General features: G+C 46.0%; 18 protein-coding genes. 13 read left to right on the top strand and 5 right to left on the bottom strand.

The window, feature by feature from the left end; translation table 11 throughout:
* Positions 1-16: 16 nt before the first annotated feature.
* From AC0VXX_RS12605 to deoD, 8 genes are all read left to right on the top strand, one after another.
* Positions 17-232 carry a hypothetical protein gene (locus AC0VXX_RS12605; protein ID WP_475514530.1) on the top strand — a complete coding sequence of 72 codons (216 nt, stop codon included), beginning with the start codon at positions 17-19 and terminating at the stop codon, positions 230-232.
* A gap of 17 nt (positions 233-249) precedes the next feature.
* Positions 250-1,071, top strand: a complete 822-nt coding sequence (locus tag AC0VXX_RS12600) for a TatD family hydrolase (RefSeq protein WP_475514529.1) — start codon at positions 250-252, stop codon at positions 1,069-1,071.
* Positions 1,072-1,249: 178 nt separating this feature from the next.
* Entirely contained in the window at positions 1,250-2,509 is a 1,260-nt protein-coding gene (locus AC0VXX_RS12595) for a NupC/NupG family nucleoside CNT transporter (RefSeq protein WP_475514528.1), read from the top strand.
* A gap of 386 nt (positions 2,510-2,895) precedes the next feature.
* Entirely contained in the window at positions 2,896-3,711 is an 816-nt protein-coding gene (locus AC0VXX_RS12590) for a nucleoside-specific channel-forming Tsx family protein (RefSeq protein ID WP_475517023.1), read from the top strand.
* Positions 3,712-4,168: 457 nt separating this feature from the next.
* Positions 4,169-4,942 (top strand): deoxyribose-phosphate aldolase, encoded by a 774-nt coding sequence (gene deoC / locus AC0VXX_RS12585; RefSeq protein ID WP_110458227.1) that lies wholly within the window; start codon positions 4,169-4,171, stop codon positions 4,940-4,942.
* 177 nt (positions 4,943-5,119) lie between these two features.
* The gene (deoA, locus tag AC0VXX_RS12580) at positions 5,120-6,451 is read left to right on the top strand and encodes a thymidine phosphorylase (protein ID WP_475514527.1); all 1,332 of its coding nucleotides are present in this window, start codon (positions 5,120-5,122) and stop codon (positions 6,449-6,451) included.
* Positions 6,452-6,462: 11 nt separating this feature from the next.
* Complete coding sequence (locus AC0VXX_RS12575) at positions 6,463-7,680, top strand: phosphopentomutase (protein ID WP_110458225.1); 1,218 nt, start codon at positions 6,463-6,465, stop codon at positions 7,678-7,680.
* A gap of 95 nt (positions 7,681-7,775) precedes the next feature.
* Positions 7,776-8,486, top strand: coding sequence for a purine-nucleoside phosphorylase (gene deoD, locus AC0VXX_RS12570; RefSeq protein ID WP_475514526.1), 711 nt, complete (start codon positions 7,776-7,778; stop codon positions 8,484-8,486).
* Between the two features lie 423 nt (positions 8,487-8,909).
* Here the strand turns inward: deoD and AC0VXX_RS12565 are convergent, their stop codons facing one another.
* Complete coding sequence (locus AC0VXX_RS12565; protein ID WP_475514525.1) at positions 8,910-9,701, bottom strand: YtjB family periplasmic protein; 792 nt, start codon at positions 9,699-9,701, stop codon at positions 8,910-8,912.
* A 42-nt stretch (positions 9,702-9,743) separates the two neighbouring features.
* Between AC0VXX_RS12565 and serB the strand changes: the two genes are divergently transcribed.
* Complete coding sequence (serB, locus tag AC0VXX_RS12560) at positions 9,744-10,733, top strand: phosphoserine phosphatase SerB (RefSeq protein ID WP_475514524.1); 990 nt, start codon at positions 9,744-9,746, stop codon at positions 10,731-10,733.
* Positions 10,734-11,009: 276 nt separating this feature from the next.
* Positions 11,010-11,939 (top strand): alpha/beta fold hydrolase, encoded by a 930-nt coding sequence (locus tag AC0VXX_RS12555; protein ID WP_475517022.1) that lies wholly within the window; start codon positions 11,010-11,012, stop codon positions 11,937-11,939.
* A gap of 12 nt (positions 11,940-11,951) precedes the next feature.
* On the opposite strand, the gene AC0VXX_RS12550 is transcribed toward AC0VXX_RS12555, so the two are convergent.
* Positions 11,952-14,354: a PilZ domain-containing protein gene (locus AC0VXX_RS12550; RefSeq protein WP_475514523.1), complete on the bottom strand. Its 2,403-nt coding sequence runs from the start codon at positions 14,352-14,354 to the stop codon at positions 11,952-11,954.
* Positions 14,355-14,558: 204 nt separating this feature from the next.
* Between AC0VXX_RS12550 and radA the strand changes: the two genes are divergently transcribed.
* Positions 14,559-15,932 carry a DNA repair protein RadA gene (gene radA / locus AC0VXX_RS12545; protein WP_475514522.1) on the top strand — a complete coding sequence of 458 codons (1,374 nt, stop codon included), beginning with the start codon at positions 14,559-14,561 and terminating at the stop codon, positions 15,930-15,932.
* A 265-nt stretch (positions 15,933-16,197) separates the two neighbouring features.
* On the opposite strand, the gene AC0VXX_RS12540 is transcribed toward radA, so the two are convergent.
* Positions 16,198-16,683 carry a mechanosensitive ion channel family protein gene (locus AC0VXX_RS12540; RefSeq protein ID WP_475514521.1) on the bottom strand — a complete coding sequence of 162 codons (486 nt, stop codon included), beginning with the start codon at positions 16,681-16,683 and terminating at the stop codon, positions 16,198-16,200.
* Positions 16,684-16,925: 242 nt separating this feature from the next.
* Positions 16,926-17,294: a PilZ domain-containing protein gene (locus AC0VXX_RS12535; RefSeq protein WP_475514520.1), complete on the bottom strand. Its 369-nt coding sequence runs from the start codon at positions 17,292-17,294 to the stop codon at positions 16,926-16,928.
* Between the two features lie 323 nt (positions 17,295-17,617).
* Between AC0VXX_RS12535 and torR the strand changes: the two genes are divergently transcribed.
* Complete coding sequence (gene torR, locus AC0VXX_RS12530) at positions 17,618-18,328, top strand: two-component system response regulator TorR (RefSeq protein WP_475517021.1); 711 nt, start codon at positions 17,618-17,620, stop codon at positions 18,326-18,328.
* Here the strand turns inward: torR and torT are convergent.
* Positions 18,325-19,416, bottom strand: a complete 1,092-nt coding sequence (gene torT, locus AC0VXX_RS12525) for a TMAO reductase system periplasmic protein TorT (RefSeq protein WP_475514519.1) — start codon at positions 19,414-19,416, stop codon at positions 18,325-18,327. The genes torR and torT overlap by 4 nt on opposite strands.
* Before the next feature lie 96 nt (positions 19,417-19,512).
* Between torT and torS the strand changes: the two genes are divergently transcribed.
* Positions 19,513-22,512, top strand: coding sequence for a TMAO reductase system sensor histidine kinase/response regulator TorS (gene torS / locus AC0VXX_RS12520; protein ID WP_475514518.1), 3,000 nt, complete (start codon positions 19,513-19,515; stop codon positions 22,510-22,512).
* Positions 22,513-22,575: the final 63 nt, after the last annotated feature.

Genomic DNA, 22,575 nt, shown 5'->3' with positions numbered 1-22,575 from the left:
TTGCGAGAGGCGTTAAATGAAATATAAATGGTGGCAAGCCTACATTGCTTGGTGCGATCGCATGGGATTTACCGAAAATAGCCAGCGATGCTGCGCGCCTAGATTGGCTGAGCCGAGTTTAAGTAATGCGCGCTCGGCGCAAAAGGCTAAAGCGCAAGATGTAACTTCATCCAAGTTGACGTCTGATGAAATTGAACCATCGGCAAAGTGTTCACAGCATGACAGCCATTAAAGGGAGGACTTAAGCATATGGTCAATTGTTTTACCTTTAATGCTAAGGCGCCTGTGATGCCCGTTATTGACAGCCATATCCATCTAGATTTTGATTTGTTCGATGCAAAACGTGACATATTGATGTTGCACATGCAGCGACTGGGTTTAGTGCATGCGGTTATCCCCGGGGTATCTGCTGCCCATTGGGCTAAGCAACGCGCCGTAGCGAAGCAATATGATTGCAGTTATGCCTTAGGCATTCATCCTTGGTATTGCAATCAGCAGTGGCCTAGCGAAATTGCTCAACTTGAAAAATTACTGATAACAAATAAGCAAGACAAACGCTTAGTGGCGATTGGTGAATGTGGCCTCGATGGCGGATATCGTGACACTTGGAATGCGCAAATTGATTGTTTTGAGGCGCAGTTAAGTTTGGCGCAGCGTTTTGACTTGCCAGTGATAATCCACAGTGTCAAAGCTCATAATGAAGTACTGCATTTACTTAAACGTTATCCATTAAAAAAAGCGGGAGTGATCCATGGCTTTTATGGCAGTACTCAATTGGCGCAGCAGTATCTTGATTGTGGTATGAAGCTGGGGATCGGCCATCTACTATTAAACCAAACGGCCAAAAAGCTACGAGAGTCCATTGTCAACCTTCCATTAGCATCTCTAGTGGTTGAAACGGATCTGGCTCTTGCTTTACAGCAGGAAAAACCAGATGTTGCCGATAATATCAGCGAATCGAACTTAATGTTGCATTTACTGATCGCAGAAATTGCGACATTGCAGAAAAAATCTCGCGTTCTAGTTTCAGAACAAGTGTTTCTAAATACCATGCAACTCTTTGACCTCTAATTTGATTTTTAAAAAACAGATGTGGGCCGCATCAAATTTATGGTCTAACGTATTGAAATAAAACTTCAAAAACTTGATCAAAACGACGATTTTAGCCAATCGCTCGGGTATAATCTGGAGTTGAAAAAAGGTTGGTTAACAACATAATTAAAAATTATTAACAATAGGGTGATGGTTAATGGATATTTTAATGAGCTTGGTAGGGGTGGTCACCCTACTTGCAATAGGTTTTTTGTTATCGAATAACAAAAAAGCTATTAACTTCCGCACTGTGTTTGGCGCGCTTGCTATTCAGGCGTTCTTCGCAGGTTTCGTGTTATATGTTCCAGTCGGTAAAGATATTCTTCAAACAGTCTCTAATGGCGTATCAAGCGTTATTAGTTACGCACAAGACGGTATTAGCTTCCTTTTCGGCGATCTAGCTAACTTCAAAGTTGGTTTCATTTTCGCGGTTAACGTGCTACCGGTTATCGTGTTCTTCTCTTCACTTATCGCCGTACTTTACTACCTAGGCATCATGCAGTGGATCATCCGTATTATCGGTGGTGCGCTACAAAAAGCCTTGGGTACTAGCCGTACTGAGTCTATGTCTGCGACTGCCAACATCTTCGTTGGTCAAACTGAAGCGCCACTTGTGGTTCGTCCGTTTATCGCGACTATGACGCAATCTGAGCTGTTTGCCATCATGGTTGGTGGTTTAGCCTCAATCGCGGGTTCGGTGTTAGCCGGTTACGCGCAGATGGGTGTACCTATCCAGTATCTTGTTGCTGCATCTTTCATGGCGGCTCCAGGTGGCCTGTTAATGGCTAAGCTTATGCATCCAGAAACCGATAAAACGGTTAATGAAATGGCTGAGCTTCCAGAAGATCCAGATAAGCCAGCTAACGTATTAGATGCTGCTGCTGCAGGTGCTTCATCGGGTATGCATTTAGCATTAAACGTGGGTGCTATGCTACTTGCCTTCGTTGGTCTGATTGCCATGCTTAACGGCATCATTGGTGGTGTAACGGGTCTGTTTGGCTTAGAGGGTATTACCCTAGAGCTAATTTTAGGCTATGTGTTTATGCCACTTGCATTCCTTATCGGTGTACCTTGGAACGAGGCTTTAGTTGCCGGTTCTTTCATCGGTCAAAAGATTGTGGTTAACGAATTCGTTGCATACCTAAACTTCGCTCCATACCTAAAAGATGTGGCTGATGGTGGTCTGTTAGTTGAAGCAACTAATGCTGTGATGACGGATAGAACTAAAGCTATCATCTCATTCGCACTGTGTGGTTTCGCTAACTTATCTTCAATCGCTATCTTACTTGGTGGTCTAGGTTCAATGGCGCCAAGCCGTCGTCACGACCTTGCTAAGCTAGGTTTCCGTGCTGTGATTGCTGGTTCATTAGCAAACTTGATGAGTGCGACGCTTGCGGGTCTATTCCTAGCGTTATAAGTCTCAGGTAATTCCTTGGGGGGATGCCCCTGAATGATGACTCTGCCCAGCAGGGCAGAGTCAAAGTTAACTACACCATTTTTCATAACAAGCAAAACAGCGTTATTAATTAACACTGTACTAGCTAATCATGTGTTTGTTGCTGCAGGCGGCAGATTTATGAGGATGCTAGACCAACGAACTCAGATAAGTCAGGTCAGTAAATAGGGTCAATATTTACTAACGATTACCAATTATTGCAGTTTGTTTTTATGTTAGAAAATTGTGTTCACATTTTTACGTTAATTGTATTGTGATTTAATACCATTTGGGTAAAATGCGGCGCGAAACAAAAAGAAGCACTGACTCTTTAAGAGCAGTAAAACCATAAAATAATGGGGTTGATGATGAAAAACGTTAAAACTTTAGCTTTAGCTGCTACAGCCGTAGCTGCAATGTCAGGTACAGCGTTTGCTGCTGATCGCTCAGACCTACACGGTAGCGATTACAAGTGGATGCAGTTCAACTATATGTATGCTCTAGAAGAACAACCGCGTTCGCCAGATGCTCATTCAGGTCATGATTATCTTGAAATGGAATTTGGTGGTCGTTCTGGTATTTTTGATCTTTATGGCTATGTAGATCTATTTAACCCTACAGAGAGAAGTTCAAGCGATAAAGCAGACTCTGATAAAATGTTCATGAAGTTTGCTCCACGTGTTTCTATCGATGCGCTGACAGGCAAAGACCTATCTTTTGGCCCAGTAACAGAAGTTTATTTTTCTACTCTATTTAACTGGGGTGGTGGGCATGGTGACTTTAATCCAAATAACTCTTTCTGGGGTATAGGTGCCGATGTAATGGTACCTTGGTTAGGCAAAACTGGTGTGAACCTTTATGGTCTTTATGATCTGAACAAGAAAGATTGGAACGGTTACCAGTTCTCTGCTAACTGGTTCAAGCCATTTTACTTCTTCGACAACAAGAGCTTCCTATCATTCCAAGGCTATGTTGATTACCAGTTTGGTGCAGATAAAGAGTACCATGGTGGCGAGCAAGCTACTAATGGTGGTGCAGCGTTCTTAGGTCTATATTGGCATTCAGATCGTTACGCTCTTGGCTATGGTCTGAAAGCATACAACGAAGTCTATTTGATTCAAGATACTGATGCTTTTGAATCTACCGGCATCAGCCACTATTTCTCAGCAACTTACAAGTTCTAAGAATAGAATAAGTGAGTATTTGGAGCCGCGTTGGCGGCTCCAAATTATTATCTTGTAAAGGAGCTTCATCTTACGAGATAGGTTAATTTTTACTTAAGCATGAACTATATTGATAGAGCTTGTTTAGATAAAGGTTAGTCGTTTTACGCGCTAAAATGGATTTTTCGCGGAAAGGCAGGAACACTACTCTACAGTGATAATAATTCGTTCCCCTTCCCGGTCTTCAAGGATTCAAGTCGTTACCTTGTTTCAGGATGGCTCGCAACATAGTGTGCGGCAATGAACTCCTGAATGTGTAAAGCATATGCCATATTCCTGTAATGGGTATTGGCTTGTTTTATGCCAACGCTGAAGGCCCGGCCATAACAATAATCACAATTGCCAACTCTTAGGCGCTGTCATACGTCGATCTCTTTTTATTATTTTCAATTAATAAATTACGTCTCGGAGAGCTATTATGAGCGATTTAAAAAAAGCAGCACAACAAGCCATTCAATTGATGGACTTGACCACGTTAAATGACGACGATACCGATCAAAAAGTGATTGAGCTTTGTCATAAAGCGCAGACCCCTGCAGGCAATACCGCCGCCATTTGTATCTATCCTCGCTTCATTCCTATTGCGCGCAAAACCCTCAATGATATGGGCTGTGAAGAGATTAAAATCGCCACAGTGACTAATTTCCCTCATGGCAACGATGACATTGCTATTGCGGTACTCGAAACCCGCGCGGCAGTGGCTTATGGCGCCGATGAAGTGGATGTTGTGTTCCCTTACCGTGCGTTAATGGAAGGCAATGAAACCATAGGTTTTGAACTTGTTAAAGCCTGTAAAGAAGAGTGCGGTGATGATGTCTTGCTAAAAGTCATTATCGAATCGGGTGTGTTGCAAGATCCAGCATTAATTCGCCGTGCATCAGAGTTGTCTATTGATGCTGGCGCTGACTTTATCAAGACCTCAACAGGTAAAGTTGCAGTAAATGCTACCTTAGAAGCGGCTGAAATCATGATGACAGTGATCAGCGAAAAGAATCCTAAAGTGGGCTTTAAGCCTGCCGGTGGTGTTCGTGATGCAGCTGCCGCCGCCGAGTTCTTAGGCCTTGCTGCACGCATACTCGGTGATGATTGGGTCAGTCCTGCAACGTTCCGCTTTGGTGCATCTAGCCTACTCACTAACTTGCTACATACTTTAGAGTTAGCCGATGCCCCCAAAGGGCCGCAAGGCTACTAAAGCTTGAGCTAAGGCTTAATCAGTTTAGTGAGTTAGCGTTTAAATTAAGTGTGATCTAAATCTAATTGAAGACGCCATTTCAGCCAGAGTTTTACCTTATCCGTAGACTGGCATGGCGTCTTATAAAAGAGTTTGTCGCTATTGCATAGCATTAACGGCAAACTTGGAGGCAGCACCATGTTTTTAGCACAAGAAATTATTCGTAAAAAGCGTAATGGCGAAGCATTAACCACCGCAGAGATTCAGTTTTTCGTTAAAGGGATCACTGATAATAGTGTGTCAGAGGGGCAGATCGCTGCCCTTGGCATGGCGGTTTATTTTAATGACATGAATATGGATGAGCGTATTGCGCTCACCACGGCGATGCGTGACTCTGGTACCGTGCTTAATTGGGATAGTTTGGGGCTAAATGGCCCAATTATCGACAAACACAGTACCGGCGGGGTGGGTGACGTGATAAGCCTCATGCTTGGCCCCATGGCCGCTGCATGTGGCGGTTATGTGCCGATGATATCTGGCCGAGGGCTTGGTCATACTGGTGGTACGCTAGATAAGTTTGATGCTATTCCAGGTTACCAAACTGAGCCCGACAGTCAGCTGTTTCGACAGGTGGTTAAAGACGTTGGCGTTGCTATTATTGGTCAAACGGGTGACTTAGTCCCTGCCGATAAGCGTTTTTATTCTATCAGGGATAATACCGCCACGGTTGAATCTATTTCGCTTATCACCGCTTCTATCTTGTCGAAAAAACTGGCCTGCAGCCTTGATGCGCTAGCGATGGATGTCAAAGTGGGTAGCGGCGCTTTCATGCCGACCTACGAAGCATCTGAAGAATTAGCACGTTCTATCACCGCTGTTGCCAATGGCGCAGGAACAAAGACCACCGCATTATTAACCGACATGAACCAAGTCTTGGCGTCTTGTGCGGGGAATGCCGTTGAAGTGAAAGAGGCGGTCGATTTCTTAACGGGCGCGTATCGTAATCCCCGTTTATATGCTGTCACTATGGGGCTGTGCGCCGAGATGTTGCAACTGGGTGGCTTAGCGGCCAACGAAGCCCAAGCGCGTGACATGCTTAATCGCGTGCTTGATAACGGTAAAGCTGCCGAAATTTTTGGTCGGATGATTTCTGGTCTTGGTGGTCCGAGTGACTTTATCGAAAACTACGCCAACTATCTGCCACACTCATCTATTATTCGTCCTGTGTATGCTAACCGCAGCGGATTTGCTACGGCAATGGACACTCGCGAACTGGGTTTAGCTGTGGTGACCTTAGGTGGTGGACGGCGTAAACCAGGGGATAAACTCGATTACAGTGTCGGGTTAACCCAAGTCTGTGCATTAGGTGATGAAATCACGGCCGATAAACCCATAGCCATGATCCATGCACAATCGGAAGATGCATTTGATGCCGCGGCGCAGGCCGTACAAAATGCGATTCATATTGGCGATACCGCGCCAGAAAAAACACCAGAGATCTATCGTTACATTCGTCAATCTGATCTCTAGGAGAGTAAACGATGAAAAGAACAGTAATTATGATGCTTGACTCATTCGGCGTCGGTGCAGCATCAGATGCACAAGCGTTTGGTGATGTGGGCTCAGACACCTTTGGTAATATCGCCAAAGCGTGCGCCGAAGGTAAAGCTAACGATGGTCGCGAAGGGCCATTAAAGTTGCCAAACCTTGTTAAACTGGGTTTAGCGTTAGCGGCTAAAGAGAGCACGGGCAAGATGCCACAAGGTTTCAGCGATGACGTTGAGATCATTGGGGCTTATGGCCATGCCGATGAATTAAGTTCGGGTAAAGATACTCCCAGTGGCCATTGGGAAATGGCGGGCGTGCCAGTGCTTTATGAGTGGGGCTACTTCAGCGATCTAACCAACTCTTTTCCGAAAGAGCTGACTGATAAGATTTTGGCAAGAGCGGGTCTGAGCGATTATTTAGGTAATTGTCACGCTTCTGGCACCGCGATTTTAGAAGAGCTGGGTGAAGAGCATATGCGTTCTGGTATGCCAATTTTTTACACCTCAGCCGACTCGGTATTCCAAATTGCCTGCCATGAAGAGTCCTTTGGTCTCGAGAAACTGTATGAGCTGTGCATTATCGCCCGTGAAGAACTTGAGCCATATAACATTGGCCGCGTTATTGCGCGTCCCTTTGTTGGCACAGGCCCTAGTGATTTTGCTCGCACCGGCAATCGTCGTGATTATGCGGTTGAGCCGCCAGCAAAAACCGTACTGGATAAATTGAAAGAATCTGGCGGCGAAGTGGTCAGTGTCGGTAAAATTGCCGATATTTACGCTCACTGTGGCATTACTCAAAAAGTGAAAGCGACTGGCTTAGAAGCCCTATTCGATGCAACACTTGAGCAAGTTAAGCTGGCGGGTGACCGTACTCTAGTCTTTACCAACTTTGTTGATTTTGACTCTCATTACGGTCATCGCCGCGATATCGCTGGCTATGCTCGTGCACTGGAATATTTTGACAGCCGTTTACCTGAAATATTGGCACTGCTAGATGACGATGATTTATTACTCCTGACTGCCGATCACGGTTGTGACCCGACTTGGCCTGGTAGCGATCACACCCGTGAGCGTGTACCGGTATTAGCCTATGGCGCCGGGTTAACCGCAGGCTCGCTTGGGCTGCGTAACAGTTTTGCCGATATTGGCCAGAGTATCGCAAGCTACTTTGAGCTTGAACCGATGGAATATGGCACATCATTTGTAGGTTAATCTACCTGTAAATGGTCTAGAATTATTGATTTGGCGGAGCTGATTTTCCGCCAGTACTAGAAAGACTTAAGTCTAAAAAAATAGGGGTTAAATAGATGGCTACACCACATATTAATGCAGTAGACGGTGCATTTGCAGATACCGTGTTATTCCCAGGCGATCCACTACGTGCTAAATACATTGCTGAAACTTTCCTTGAGAACGTTGAGCAAGTCACTGACGTGCGTAACATGCTAGGTTTCACTGGTACTTACAAAGGCGTGCGCATTTCAGTTATGGGTTCTGGCATGGGTATTCCTTCATGCTCAATCTATGCAACTGAATTAATTAAAGATTATGGTGTTAAAAACCTAATCCGTGTTGGTACCTGTGGCGCGATCAGCACCGACGTTAAAGTGCGCGATGTGATCATCGGTATGGGTGCTTGTACTGACTCGCAAACTAACCGTCTGCGTTTCAAAAACCAAGACTTCGCTGCAATTTGTGATTACAGCCTACTAAGCGCTGTGGTTAAAGCTGCCGACGCTCGTGGTACTAAGTACCGCGTAGGTAACGTGTTCTCTGCCGATTTGTTCTATACGCCAGATCCAGAAATGTTTGACGTAATGGAAAAAATGGACGTACTAGGTGTCGAAATGGAAGCGGCTGGTCTATATGGCGTCGCTAAAGAGTTTGGTGCTAAAGCCTTATGTGTTGTCACCGTATCAGATCATATCCGTACCGGTGAGAAAACCACGTCAGAAGAGCGTCAAACTACCTTCAACGAAATGATTGAAATGACATTGGAAGCTGCAATTACTCTGTAATTGGCTCAACCACTTTTAATCGATTAAAACGGGCCCTAGTGCCCGTTTTTTTGTTGCCCATATTAAACTAATTGCGTTATCGGTGGGCTGATATCAGTTGCACCGACCTCTTAGTTATATCAGTACAAACAAGATATCACCTTGCTTTAAGCCCTTTGCTTTAAGTTATGTTGGCAAGCCTGCTTAATGCTTATCAGTTAAGCACTTTTTTGAATATTTAGTCACCATATATTCAGTTGTGAGATAGTTTTGTATATCACAATAAATACCCAACATCAGAAACGCGAAGGGCTACCGGGAGATTATGAGTAAACCTTCTGTAGCCCTTGTTGTATCTATACTTTTCTTAACTGACTGACATTAGACAAGCCTGCTCGCATGATATGTGAGTTAGCATTAACCAAATGTCTGATTTAGGTGACGTTAATCAGATTTGCTTGCCTGTGTTTTAGCGTTATCCGGTGTGGACTTCTTAGTTGGTTCAAGTTCAGATTCTGCTTGTGGTGTCGTGTCAGATTGATCTGCACTGGGGCTCGCTGTCGAGTCTGCCGTGAGGGCTGCCGCCAATTTTTTCCCGAGCCTACTTTTACTCTTTAAGCGATCGAAGTGGGCTCGCTTAAACGATAATGCCCGTGATAACAACATGCCAATCAGACCAGCGATGATCAGCATCATCTGTTGTTGCTCCATATTGAGCTGATGCGCCTCTTTAATTTCGTTAAAAAACAGTTCCGGCACTAAACGCACCTCTACATAGCCTAAATTTTTATCTCCCTGCAGTACAGCCTCAACATAAGGCGGATAGTCGGCTAACAAGGCCTTTAACTCTTCGGAGTCGGGATCTAAATCCTGCTTAGTCACGCTTTGCGCAAATGAGAGCCGTTGGCCTTGCTCACTATAAATAGCGGCAGACATGACTTTAGGATCCAGTACTAATGCACTGGTTAACCACTGAAGTTGTTCATCATTTTGCAATTGCAATGCAGGTCCTGCGCCATAAGCGGTCTGTTGCACTAGTAATCGTGCCATCTTTTGCGTTTGGGACTTTAGAAGCTGCTGACCTTGTAGTAGGCTTGTTTCCCATAATTGAAATAGGCCCACCATAAGCACTAGCGCAATGCCAATTTGCAGTAATCGCGATAGCCGCTGGGTTTTTTTGAGTCCTTTAAGAAAAAACACTTTGTACCTGAAGATGATAAGGGTTTGATTAATCATAATTGATTATGGTTAAACCCGATAGCCGGAGATGCAACACCAATGGAAAGTCAGCACCAAACCTCACTGTTTTCGTGGCTATATGAACAGGCCAGCGACCAGTTTGAATACCAAGGCAAGCCGTTTGGTCGCCATACAGAGGCAGAGGTGCCAGAGGGGACTTTGCGAGTTCGTTTGGTTTATGACTCTGTCGACCTTGAAACGCCACTCACAGATAGTCTTATGTTGCTGCCTTCGTTGGTGAGCATGGCGACCATCCAACGTCCGTTAGGACTTTGGTGTGTTGAGCTGTGTTTAAATTCGCCTTTAACCGAAATGCAGCGTGCTCTCTTATCCGCCTTGCCTAAGCTTGAGGTGATTGAGATGCCTAAGCAGCCTGTCAGGTTAGATCTCCCCGGTTTATTGGTCATGGACATGGACTCCACCGCCATTGAGATAGAATGTATCGATGAGCTGGCGAAAATGGCGGGTGTCGGCGAGGCGGTGGCTGAAGTCACAGAGCGAGCCATGCAGGGTGAGCTTGATTTTGAGCAAAGCTTACGCGCTCGTGTGAGCCAGCTCGCCGGAGCCGATGCGAGCATCATAGATAAGCTATGTGCTACGCTCCCTCTGATGCCGGGTCTCGAAGCCATGATAACCCTGTTACAAGCATGCCAATGGCGTTTGGTGTTAGCCTCGGGTGGGTTTACCCCATTTGTCGGCCACCTTAAAGACTTGCTCGGGTTAGATGCAGCCTATGCTAATGAGCTGGTGATCGAATCGGGTACCCTTAAAGGTGAGGTGCGTGGCACTGTGGTAGATGCACAGTTTAAGGCCGATACCGTAGCGCGCTGCGCCGAGCTGTGGGACATAAAAGCGGGTCAGCGCTGCGCCATTGGTGACGGTGCTAATGATATCCCTATGGTGCAAATGGCCGACTTTGGTATCGCATTTCATGCCAAACCCAAATTACGTCTTGCTGCCGATGCGGCTATAGCGCATTTAGATTTACGTGTTTTACCTTATATGTTGCTCGATCTTAGCGAGCAATAGTGAATAAGGCTGGGGCGACTGCGACTGAATGGTCGTCCCTATTATTTCCCCTACGTGCCGATAAGCGCTGAGTTTGTTATTTAGCGCTCACATTATTTATTGTAAGCTCACCGTTTTAATCAGAGATTTATTGCCTGATCTATAAGTTGATTTTTTTAAACAAGTGTTTACTTAGCGCGATCCAGCTGTGCGGTTTAGGTTAATTTGCTTGTTTTAGCTCATATTTGTCAGTAGCTTAGTTAAAATTCATTTTTAGTTGATGCCATTTTGAAACTAATGCAGCAATCGCTTTATATTCCCTATCGTCAAGGTCAGTTACACCTTAAGCAGCTTAAATTACCCGATGCCGATATGAGTCAACCGCCAATATTGATGCTCCATGGTGCCATGTCTAATGGACGGGTGTTTTATAGCGATAGCGGCAAAGGTTTAGGCTGTTATTTAGCTCAGGCAGGGTTTGTGGTGTATGTACTGGATACCTTAGGCAGAGGCTTAAGTACGCCCAAGCTCGCCGCGGGTGCCAACCATGGCCAAGGTGAGGTGATCCGCGAGCAGTTGCCGTTAGTGCAGCACTATATTTTGTCTCAGCACCCACATGCTGGCAAAGTGCATTGGTGCGGTCATTCATGGGGCGGAGTCTTGATGGCCAGTGCGATTGCTCGTTTCGATTTTTTTCAGCACAATGTGGCCTCATTACTCACTTTTGGCAGTAAACGTGCCATCAAAGTGCGCTCGTTTAAGAAGTGGTTGATGGTCGATGTGGCGTGGAATACCCTTGCACCTGCCATTGCGAAAGGTCATGGGTATCTGGCCGCCGACCGTTGGCGCATGGGGATGGACAACGAGAGCAAAGCGTCACTCGCGCAAAGTATCGATTGGGTGCGAGGCGATTGGATAGATCATGATGATGGCTTTAATTATGCAAAGGCGGCTAAGCAGTTAGGGGCTCGCAAAGGTTGGCCTAAGGCTTGGTTTATTGCCGGTTTAGGCGATGCGGTACTGGGTAATCCCGCTGATGTGCGGCGGATGTTAGCCGAATGTCACTGCCATGATGTTAACTACACCTTGTTATCTAAAGCCAACGGCTATCGCCATGATTATGGCCACGCTGAAATGCTCACCCATAAAGATGCCAGTGACGATCACTTCCCGCAGGTGCTCAGTTGGTATCTAAGCGCAAATGGTGTTGATAAGTCAGCTTGCTAAGGTGTTGAGCAATTAATGTTTAACTGGCTGGGTAAGTTCATGATAACGATTAGGGTAGCGCAATAGTACCTCGCCAGTAATATCGAGAAATTCACCTACCCCTATGATCCGCCACATCAATTGTTCTAGCTGCGTGGCCTTGTGATGCGCGTGCAGGCTAATGTGTTCTAACTCGCGCTTAATGTAGCTCAGATCCGGTTTTGCTGTCGCGCCGCGATAAATCCGCAGTGCCATAAATTTACCTAAGCTTTGGCTTTGGCGAATAAAATGAATTTGTGCAGCTTCATCGCCAACCTCTTGCGGGGTCATGCACTTTAGTTTTATGCGCCCCTGAGATTGCCTTGAAACCTGCAGGAATACTTCAAAAAAGTTGAGCCCATCTTGAGGCTTCATCTGACGTATAGGATCGATAAAGTCGCGTTTAAGACGGCCGTTATCCAGTACGCTGGCCAGATTATATTGCAGCGATTGCTGTGCGGTGGCGGCAAATAAATCAGCGATTTCATTAGCATGCTTACTCACACCTAATACGCTTAATGTCGCCGACTTTGGATTTTTTTCGATAAAGTAAGGTACAGAAGCTAGCTTGCGCATGAGTATGTTTTTTAATCCATCTGACAACTCTTTCATGTCACCATTGGCTTCGGTTAATTTTTTAAGTTTATCGCGATTGGTCTCGATTAATCGGTTTAAAAAGGCGACGCCGACATGCTGAGTGTGACCTATCATGGCGGCTAAATGTATGGTAACGCCGTTTTTACGGGTACGGATTAATCGGTATGGCAGTTGTGATAACTTGGCTTTACCCGCTAAAGGTTGCAATTTGGGAAAGCTCAATAGTAAGGGTTCGCTGCTGTCAAAGTCGGCTGGATCATTTAAGTTAACCTGTAAGCCTTTGCCCGAGATGTCTAAGGTAAAGCCGGGTACCGACTGTTTGCCTTGGCTAATGGTCACCTGAGTTTTAAATGAGAACCTGGCTTCATTGCGCCTTTCGGTAAACTGGAGTGATAAGAGCTTAATTTGGCTTTCGTTGATTTTTTGTTGGCCAAAGGGTTTGAGTTCATTGACCTCTCGCCCTTGAGGTTGCCACTGACGGTAACGTTCTAGCATCTCTTCATTAGTCAAATCGATTAGCTGTAACACATGGGTAAAACGCTTAAGCTGCGCCTCTGTGAGCGCTGAATAATGGCTACTATCACCAGGCAAAATGCTCGATTTATAAGAGGTTTGATGATCGACTTGGTGACTGACAAGCTTAAAGATGCTCCAACTGGATTTACTGGCACCAAAGTGGATAAACAGTCCCAGCAGATCCTGCTCTAACAGCTCAGCTAAAGTGGCTGAGTAAAAAAAGATATTGCCTTGAGTCTGAAAGGTAAAGCAAAAAAATAGCGCATGCGCTTCATTATTGGGCTGATTAATCAAGGCATTGAGCCGTGATGGCGTGAGCATGCCCGACAGCTGACTAACCTCTTTTTCATCGATAAAGAAGTGTTGTAAGCGCTGATTATCACGGCTGAGTAATTTATGGGTTACTACATATTGTCCGTTATTTTGCTCGACATATAAGGGCAGGTGCGGCAGATGTGGTAAGTAGTGACGTTCAAACCCCAAGCCGTTAGCCGCCACTAGAATATCGTTGATATCGACCTTGTAGCGAAACTTATAACTGTGGATCAGTTTGCCTAACATGTCTGATAACGCGTCGCTACCGCCAATGCGCTTAAGGCGTAACCAACTGTATTCGTGATTGCTCTCAATATCGACCACTTGGTAGTCGACCCCTTGCTGTAAGTCTTGGAAATAGTACTCGTCACTAAGCTCTAACAGTTTGACTCGTAGTGGTTTGTCGGTATTGAGTCCATGTTCCAGCGGCAAGCGGATCCGGGCGCCTCCCACAGATAAATCTACGGTAATACCACTGATCTCGCTTAATGGCGCTTGAATGACGCCAATGCGAATGGAGTAGTTCATACGCTCTTCGCTGCGGCTAAAATAACTGCCTAATACAGCGCCTGAGGCGAGATAAGGGGTCTGCACCACTTCTTTTGTGGCCCTATTATTGCGGGATTTTTGGCGTCTTAATTTATGGGCACTCATCACTTGCTCATAGACACCAAGGGTATAATGGCCTTGATATAGAGCTAGGGCTTCGATAAAACTGTTTTTGGCTGGGGTATCGATGAAGTGGCTCTGCTCGCCACTGGTGAAAATCTCACAGGGTAGCTCTGACTTGTCTCTTAAATCTATGATACGGGTGCATAATGAGGATAGCCGTTTGAGTTCCATCTTGAGTAAGAAACGCGTAGAGTTCGACTCTTGCGCGGTCAAATTATCGAACAGCTCATCGAAATTAGTTTCCATGAGTAAAGGTTTTAGCTGTTCAATCAAGGCGTTGTGTTGCTCAAAACTCATCGGCGGTATCTTTTTAAGGTGCGAAATGATTCAGTGACGGCTAATATTGTGTCGGCAACAAGTGGGAAAACTTGATAGCCTTCTGTTTATTAAAACAAATTTTTTTGCCGCGAACACTGATGATTATTATTATCGAAACAGTGTAAGGCATTATGGTCGGCCAGTGCGACCGATTTATATCGAAATACGGCATTAGAATTGATTATGGCTAAGAATAAAACAGCGTTTGTGTGTAACGAGTGTGGTCAAGATTTTCCGCGCTGGCAGGGACAATGCAGTGCCTGTCATGAGTGGAATACTATTACTGAGGTGCGATTAGCCCCAAGTAAATCGACTAAAACATCGGTATCGGGGTACGCTGGTGCGGTGGGCGGTGGCTCGAAAAAACTCAGTGAAGTGGAGGAGTTTGAAGCCAAAAAAATGCTCACGGGTATTGGAGAACTTGACCGGGTGTTATGCGGCGGTTTAACCACAGGTTCAGTGAATATTATTTCTGGCGATCCAGGGGCGGGTAAAACCACGATATTGTCCGACTTGGTGTCACGCATGTCGCAGATCATGCCGTCACTCTACTGCACCGCTGAGGAGTCGTTATCGCAGTTTAAAAACCGGGTTAATCGTCTCAAGTTAAACTGCAATGAAGATAACTTATACTTGATGGCCGAAACCAGTGTCGAGGCGATTATTGCCGAGCTTGAGGCCAAACAAGTTAAGTTTGCGGTGATCGACTCTATTCAGGCGGTGGTGACCGACTTAGCCAATGGCAGCCCAGGATCGCCTTCGCAAGTCAAAAGTAGTGCTCAGGCGCTGACGCAATATTGTAAGCAAAATAACGTCACCATGTTTTTAGTGGCGCATGTGAATAAAAATAATGAAACCGCAGGGCCGCAAACCCTGATCCACATTGTTGACTGTCTAACCCATTTAGAGTGCAATGATGGTCAAGTGCGTACCCTCAGAGCCAATAAAAACCGTTTTGGTGATGTCGATACTGTGGGTATTTTTAAGATGACCGAGCGCGGCATGATAAGCGTGGATAATCCCAGCGAAATCTTTCTGTCGGGCTCCACGACCGACTCGCCGGGAGCAGCCATTACCTGTATCCGCAAGGGTAATCGTAACTTGTTGTTAGAAATCCAATGTTTAACCACAGAAACAGAGGGCGAGTTTCCCCAGCGGGTGTGTGTTGGTTTGAATATGAACCGCATTAAGATGCTCACCGGCATATTGCGTAAGCATACCCGTACTAAGATTTTCCATGACACCTATTTTAATCTCGTTGGCGGATTAAAAATCGATGAGTCAGAAACCTGTATCGATTTAGCCTTGGTTGCGGCATTGCTGAGTAGCTTAAATGATTTTGTGGTGCCCAGAACCACCTGCATCATGGGTGAGCTGAGCCTCAATGGCGATGTGCGCCCCATAGATAGTGGTGTTCCACGGGTGAAAGAGGCGGTGCAACATGGGTTTACTGAGATCTATATTCCGTTTCGAAATTATCATAAATCGATGGAAGGCTTAGGAGCTAAGATCCACCCAATAAAAACGATCCATGAGCTACTCGAGTTGATTAACTAGTGGTTTATCAAATAACTGGTTATATCAATTGACTCGCAGATTGTGCTGGCAAAGGGGAGCGAATCGCTTAAGTGATTGCGCGTGACATCAAAGTGACGCGCAGTTACTGGATAAGCCAATTCTAATCTAAATTGAAACTGAGTTCAGTCACAGGGCTGAGCTCGAAAGAGCGGCATTCAAGCCGATGCAGTGACGCCGATGTGATGTTAGCAAGTCATCAATTGTCACCGCAGGGCTACTTTGGCTATGGCTATTCAGAGAGAGGCTATTCAGATTCGCAGCTGGCTTGCGGCTCAATAATCGACAACTTATTACTTAAAATCAGCGAATTAGGAATTAAGTGAGTCACCCCATCTCCTTTAATGGTGATATAACGTAAGTTCAAGTCAATCACTGTACCTTTAGAACCCGTTACTTCAATGGTATTGCCCATTCTTATGGGTTTATAAAGTACTATCATTATCCCGGCGACTAAGTTTGATATCGCATCTTTTAAGGCGAAGCCAAGCGCAAAGCCTGTTAATCCTAAGCCTGCCACTAACGCGCCTACATCAAAGCCCATCTTTGACAGGGCTAATATGCTACCAATAAAAAGTAACATGGCTTTTTGCGAGTTAGAGATTAATCGAAATGATTCAGACGCAGTCGAATCGAACCGAGTCTCGACTTTTTTGAGTAGCTTATCAATAACTACACTTAAGATAAAAAATGCGGCAAAAACCATGATGGCGAGGATGATCTGTTGGCTCATTTAATCTGCTCATTTTATTAAAATAATGCCAGCTAATGCTGGCGAAATAACCCTAATGCACAGTGTAAATGGCTTAAACAAAACACTAAAGTGATTTTTAATCTTGTATTATCACTCAATAGCGAATTGCCAAGGCGCCTTATGGATTTCAATCAATTATGACTTTAATTATGGGGTGAACGCTTACGTTTTTGTATCGATCAACTGGGCTAAGCCATTGACCTAAGGCTGCTACTGAGGATTTAAGTTTGCTCGTGCACTTTTACAAACAGTTTAAGCTCACGATTGAGTAGCTCTGCATCCCCCAAGTTAAGTTCTAACATTCGCCGTAAGTGACTGATGCTATCAAGGTCGATATAGAGGCAAGACAACCCCAGTAGATCATCTTGTCGATGGCTCAATTGAGTTTCCATCGATACCACAACATCTGAGTCGCCTAAGGTAAAGCTTAATAGCAGTGGTTGGTCGTTTAGCGACAATCCGTCTGGTTGCTCTACAAGAGCGCCATTGAGGCTGAGATCATGGATTGTGGTTGGCCAGGTGTTTTGTCCCTGAGTGAGTGTCGCTTTCGCGTCATATAAGATCCGCGAAAATTGGCGCCTTTCATTCATAATCTGTCCTTACCTGTCACGCTTTAAGGGCTGGCATTATACCATTGAGTAAGCATAAGCTAACATGGCCGACCTGTAAAAATCTTGTTTTATATGGAGGATTTTTATTTAGTCGCTTCATGAGAGCTTAAGTGGTGAGCTATGCTGCGGCTCATGTCGATATTGATGACAGGTTTATGTCAAAAGCGCCCCCCCAGCTCTTGCTTAGGTTCGCAGTTTTACAATATTACTTATATGCTTGTAGGCAAATATGAAAAATTGTGAATAATGACATTATTCTCAGGTGAATAACCGATTCAGGGCGGGTAATGGCTCATTCTCTTATGATTAATACAGTGCTGGTGGTTGATGACGAGGCGGTCATTCGTGCTCGGTTAAAGGGCTATTTTGAGAAAGAGGGCTATCGGGTGATAGAAGCCGAAGATGGCGAACAGATGTGGCAGCAGTTTTCTCGTCAACATGTTGATTTAGTGATGTTAGACATTAATCTTCCCGGTGTCGATGGCTTGAGTTTAGCGCGTGAGCTCAGAAGTCGCTCCGATGTGGGGATCATCTTAGTGACAGGGCGTGATGAAGCCATTGACAAGATCATCGGTCTCGAAATGGGCGCCGATGATTATGTGACTAAACCTTTTGAGTTACGTGAACTACTGGTGCGCGTCAAAAACCTGCTTTGGCGTATGTCATTGGTAAAAAAAGCGCAGCAAGAAACCATTGCCCAGCTAGAGTGTAAAGATGATGTGATTGAGTTTGAGGGATACACCTTAGAGCTTAATAGCCGTAAATTAAAGTGTGGCGATGAGATCATCAAGCTAACCAAAGCTGAGTTTGAGTTGTTGGCGGCATTTTCGTTACACCCTCAGCAAGTGCTGTCTCGCGAGCGTTTGATGCAGCAAACCAGTCATCGAAATCAGGACGTTAATGACAGAACTATAGATGTCATTATTCGCCGGCTGCGCAATAAACTACATCCAGAGCTGTTTGTTACCGTCCATGGTGAGGGATACCTGTTTGCGGCCAAAGTCGACAACTAGTTGTCGATACCTTTATTAGGCGCGGTGACCCGATAGATGGGATAAAAATCGGCAGGGGCTAAGCTGTCACTCAATTGATGGGCTGAGGGCTCCTCTTGGTGTAAGCCGATAATTTTTGGTCCAATATCACCAAAGGCAGCGGCGCCCTGAAGTTCACGCACCACAATATCGACGGCCAGTTTGCCCTGTAATACCACCTGATCATCGGCGCTAAAAGCCACTTTGTGTCGATAAAGCCCCCTAAGGATAGCGGGCGACAAATAACTGCTGACGAGAGTGACCTTGGCGTCCAGTTGCTGATGTTGCAATGCACCTATTGCTGCTTCAATGGCAACCGCACTGCCTAGAATATAGTCTGGCACATGATCTTTGAGTAAATGATGCAGTTGGTCACGATATAGGTTGCGATTATTATCGGCATGACGATTCGATGAGATGATAACTGGGCTATTAGCTAACGCGTCAATTACGCCTTGTTCAACCCAAGTAGTGCCGCCCACTTTTTCGGGGCCAGTGAGCAACGCCAAACGGACATTGTCCTTCAATGGCGCCTTGGTCAGCAATTGGCGGATATAGTCGCCGCCAATCCAGCCCATTTGATACCAGTTTACCCCAATGCGAGTCGTTACCAGTTCACTGTCGAGGCGATTGACGAGCGCAATAATCGGCTTATTGACCTGTCCTTGGTAACCTCGTAGCAATAGCGGATCGACACTGCCAAGTAATATGGCATCGAAAGCTTGTTGCATGCAGTGTTCAAGCTGTGCCAGTTGGCGGTCTTTATCGTAATAACTGCCCGCTTCAAATAATTCGAGTTCAATTCCCAGTTGTGTGGCTTGGGTGACGAGTCCATAATCGATGCCTATCCAATAGGCATCTTTAAGATGCGGTACTAACACGCAGACGTGCCAAGGTTTTTTAGACGATAATAGAGCGGTGTGTTCAAAAATGCTTGTCTGTTGCACTTTGGCATTATAAGGGCTGCGCTGCTCAAGTATCCATGGTCTATGATTGTCTGCTGTTGCTGGATAACTTAACCATATCAAGATCAATGTGAGGTAGAGCAAGGGTGTTTTTAGGCGGCTCATAGAGTGATGCTCATCGATAGCGAATGAAGGGTAAGCTCATGGAGCTGCGTCTTAGTTTAACTTGCATCATTGTAGTGTAACAGTTTGAGGAGTGTGGTGAGCGCGTTATCATTATCAAGTAAAAGCTTAGTTGGCCGTTTAATGGTAGCGTTTAGTCTGCTAGGTCTGCTGTTGTTATTGCTCGTCTCCCTAGGCAACGTGTCGCTTTATTGGGTTAAAGAGGCGGACCAATACCTCTATGAAGAGGCATTGCCAGCCTCCGAGGCCGCGCGGCAATTAATGCAGTCCTCCAATGCCTTACTGGATAACGCTCAAGGGCTAAAGCAGGTTGAAGAGGAAGTACAGCGTGCATTTTTAGGTCGAAAATTATCATTAGAAGGCAGTAACTTACTGGGAGCTATTGCACGTTTAAAAACGTTAAATGTCGAAGACGATCGCCGTTTAGAGCTTGCCGCGGGCGACATTTTACGTGATTTATCACAATTAGGCCGTCATGTGGGTGAGCGTTTAATTTTGGCTAAAGAACTAAGTGAGCAGGGACAAGCATTAACAGACGCCGCCAGCCGTGCCATTGAGTTACTAGAGGCAGAGCTGGCTATTGTGGACTCGGCCGTACTGGCTAAACTAAGCTTGGCCTATCCACAAGTCGTCGGGGAGTTACAAACTGCTCATCTGCTCGACACCATCATAGAGCAAGATCTCGATATTCAAGAACGACTTAATCGTGCCTTAGCTTTAGTGCATCATATCGCTCTGGTGGGGCAGTTACTTCAGTCACCCGAGCAGCAACTAGGCTTAAATAAGGTGCTGATCAGCATGTCCAATCTAGTGCCAACAACGCGTAAAGTGTATCAAGTTGATCCTACAACATTGGCCGATTCGGCGCTGATGCTGCCATTCACTCAAATAAATATGATGCCGCTGGAGCTGTTAAAGGGCTTGATACGCGATCCTGAGCGCGCCATCGAGTTAGATAAAGAGTTAGCCATTTTACGCGGCGTGAGCGAAGGGCTCGCGTTGCAGCAAAGCTATGGTCACGTATTAACGCAGCAAAATCGGCAACTACTCAATTTAACCGAAAAACTGGCGCTGTTAAATCGCTCGGTAGATGAGGCCATGCAAGCGCAGCAAGCCAAAGCCACCGAGGCGCGAGAGCAGTTTTTACAACAACTGTTTTGGGCTAAAGCCGGATTATGGGGCACGGGTTTATTGATGCTGATCTTAATGCTGCTGGTGGTTTATCGGGTAATTTATCGTGGTATTGCACTGCGTTTAAACGAGGCGACCCATGCGCTATCACGCCTCAGTCGCGGTGACACCTCTGTGGTATTAGACCCGCACGGTGATGATGAACTTACCGCCATGGCGTCGGCTATCGAAGTGTTTAAGCAAAAGACGCGGCATAATCAGAATTTACAAGCTGAGCTTATCCAGCATAAAGCCTCGTTGGAAAAAACCATTCAAGCTAGAACCCAACAGCTTGCCGAGGCTAATCGTCAGCTCGACGCTGAAGCTAAGGGGCACAGCGCGGCAAGGGTTATTGCCGAGGAGGCTAGTAAAGCCAAATCGTTATTCTTAGCCACTATGAGCCATGAAATTCGCACGCCGCTCAGTGGATTATTAGGCACCTTAACCTTGCTGGGACAATCGCCGCTGCCCACAGCGCAAAAACAGATGCTGGCCCTGTCGCAATACAGCGGCACGCTGCTGCAAACGGTATTAAATGATATTTTAGATTTTTCACGTTTAGAGCAAGGCCAGTTTTATAATGAGCCTCGCCCTGTTAACTTACCCGCGTTGCTCGACGATATCGTGGCCATTATGTTAGCTGGCGCGGGATTGTCAGGTTTATCGCTCAGGCTCGCCAGTGACAATGTGCCCGACTGGGTGTTACTTGATGGCCCCAAACTGCGTCAAGTTTTGTTTAATTTGCTCGGCAATGCGATAAAGTTTACTCCCGAAGGGGGGGTAACCTTGCGTGTGCGCGCACAGGACAATCGGCTCTACTTTGAGGTGGCCGATACTGGCGTAGGCATCAGTGATGAGGCTAAAGCGCAACTGTTTAAAGTGTACAGTGACTTACCCAATCAAGGTCGCTCGCGTGGCACTGGGCTTGGCTTAGCCATCAGTAAAGAGCTGGTGGATGTGATGAATCAAGAGGCAAGTGAACACTCAACGAGTGAGCACACCAGACTATGGGTGCAAAGCGAGCAAGATAAAGGCAGTATATTTGGTTTTAGTGTGCCATTTATTGCCTGTGAGCCCCCAATCGAGGCCCACGGCGAAATCATCAACACAGTGTTAAAGCAGCGAGTGCTTGTCGTTGAGGACAACAAGGTTAATGCCATGGTGGCGCAAGGCTTTTTAGCCCATTTAGGGCATGAGGCCGTACTGGCGACCAGCTGTGCACAAGCGCTCAATTGCTATTATGCTGACGCGCGTGGTTTCGATGCCGTTATGCTTGATATTCAGCTAGGTGATGGTTCGGGATTTGAACTACTGAGGCAATTGAAACCTGACAATGACACCAACATATCATCGGTAACGTTTGCGGCATTTACGGCGCAGATCCAAAGCGAGGATGTTGTCAGTTATCAGCAAGCGGGTTTCGATGTGGTATTGGCTAAACCGCTCAATATGCAAGCCTTGATGAGTTGGATTGGTGTGGTTGCAGTTAAAGATGCCCCTGCAACGCCAGATGAGCCAGTCAAGCAAGCAGGTGAACACACTGATAGCGCGGCAATAGCAGAAGATGCAACACAGTCTCACCCGTTACTCGATCAGCGCCAGTTAGATGAAGATAGGCAATATATAGGCAAAGCCACTCTAGTCGAGATGTTTAACTTGTTTCAAACCTCGAGCCGCGAGCAGCTAGCCCGTTTAAGCGCGTTACCCGAAGATGCTGCTAAATGGCTGCATGGGTTAAAGGGCAGCAGCGCGAGCATGGGCATGTTGGCGTTGATGCAGCGGTGCCAATTACTCGAAGCGCAACTGGCTGCGGGAACTGCTTTGACTCTTGAGCAGTATCAACAGCTAGAAGCCTTATGGCTAGCCTCGTTAGCTGCCATGACCGCTGAGTTGGATAAAGAGGCGTAATGAAACACAGTGCCAGCGTTGCAGCAGCCTTAACGGGAGAGGTGGCTTACAGCGGGCGTAAAT

The organism is Shewanella sp. QJM3NY_23 (assembly GCF_056173105.1).
This window is presented reverse-complemented; position numbering and strand designations above follow the sequence as displayed.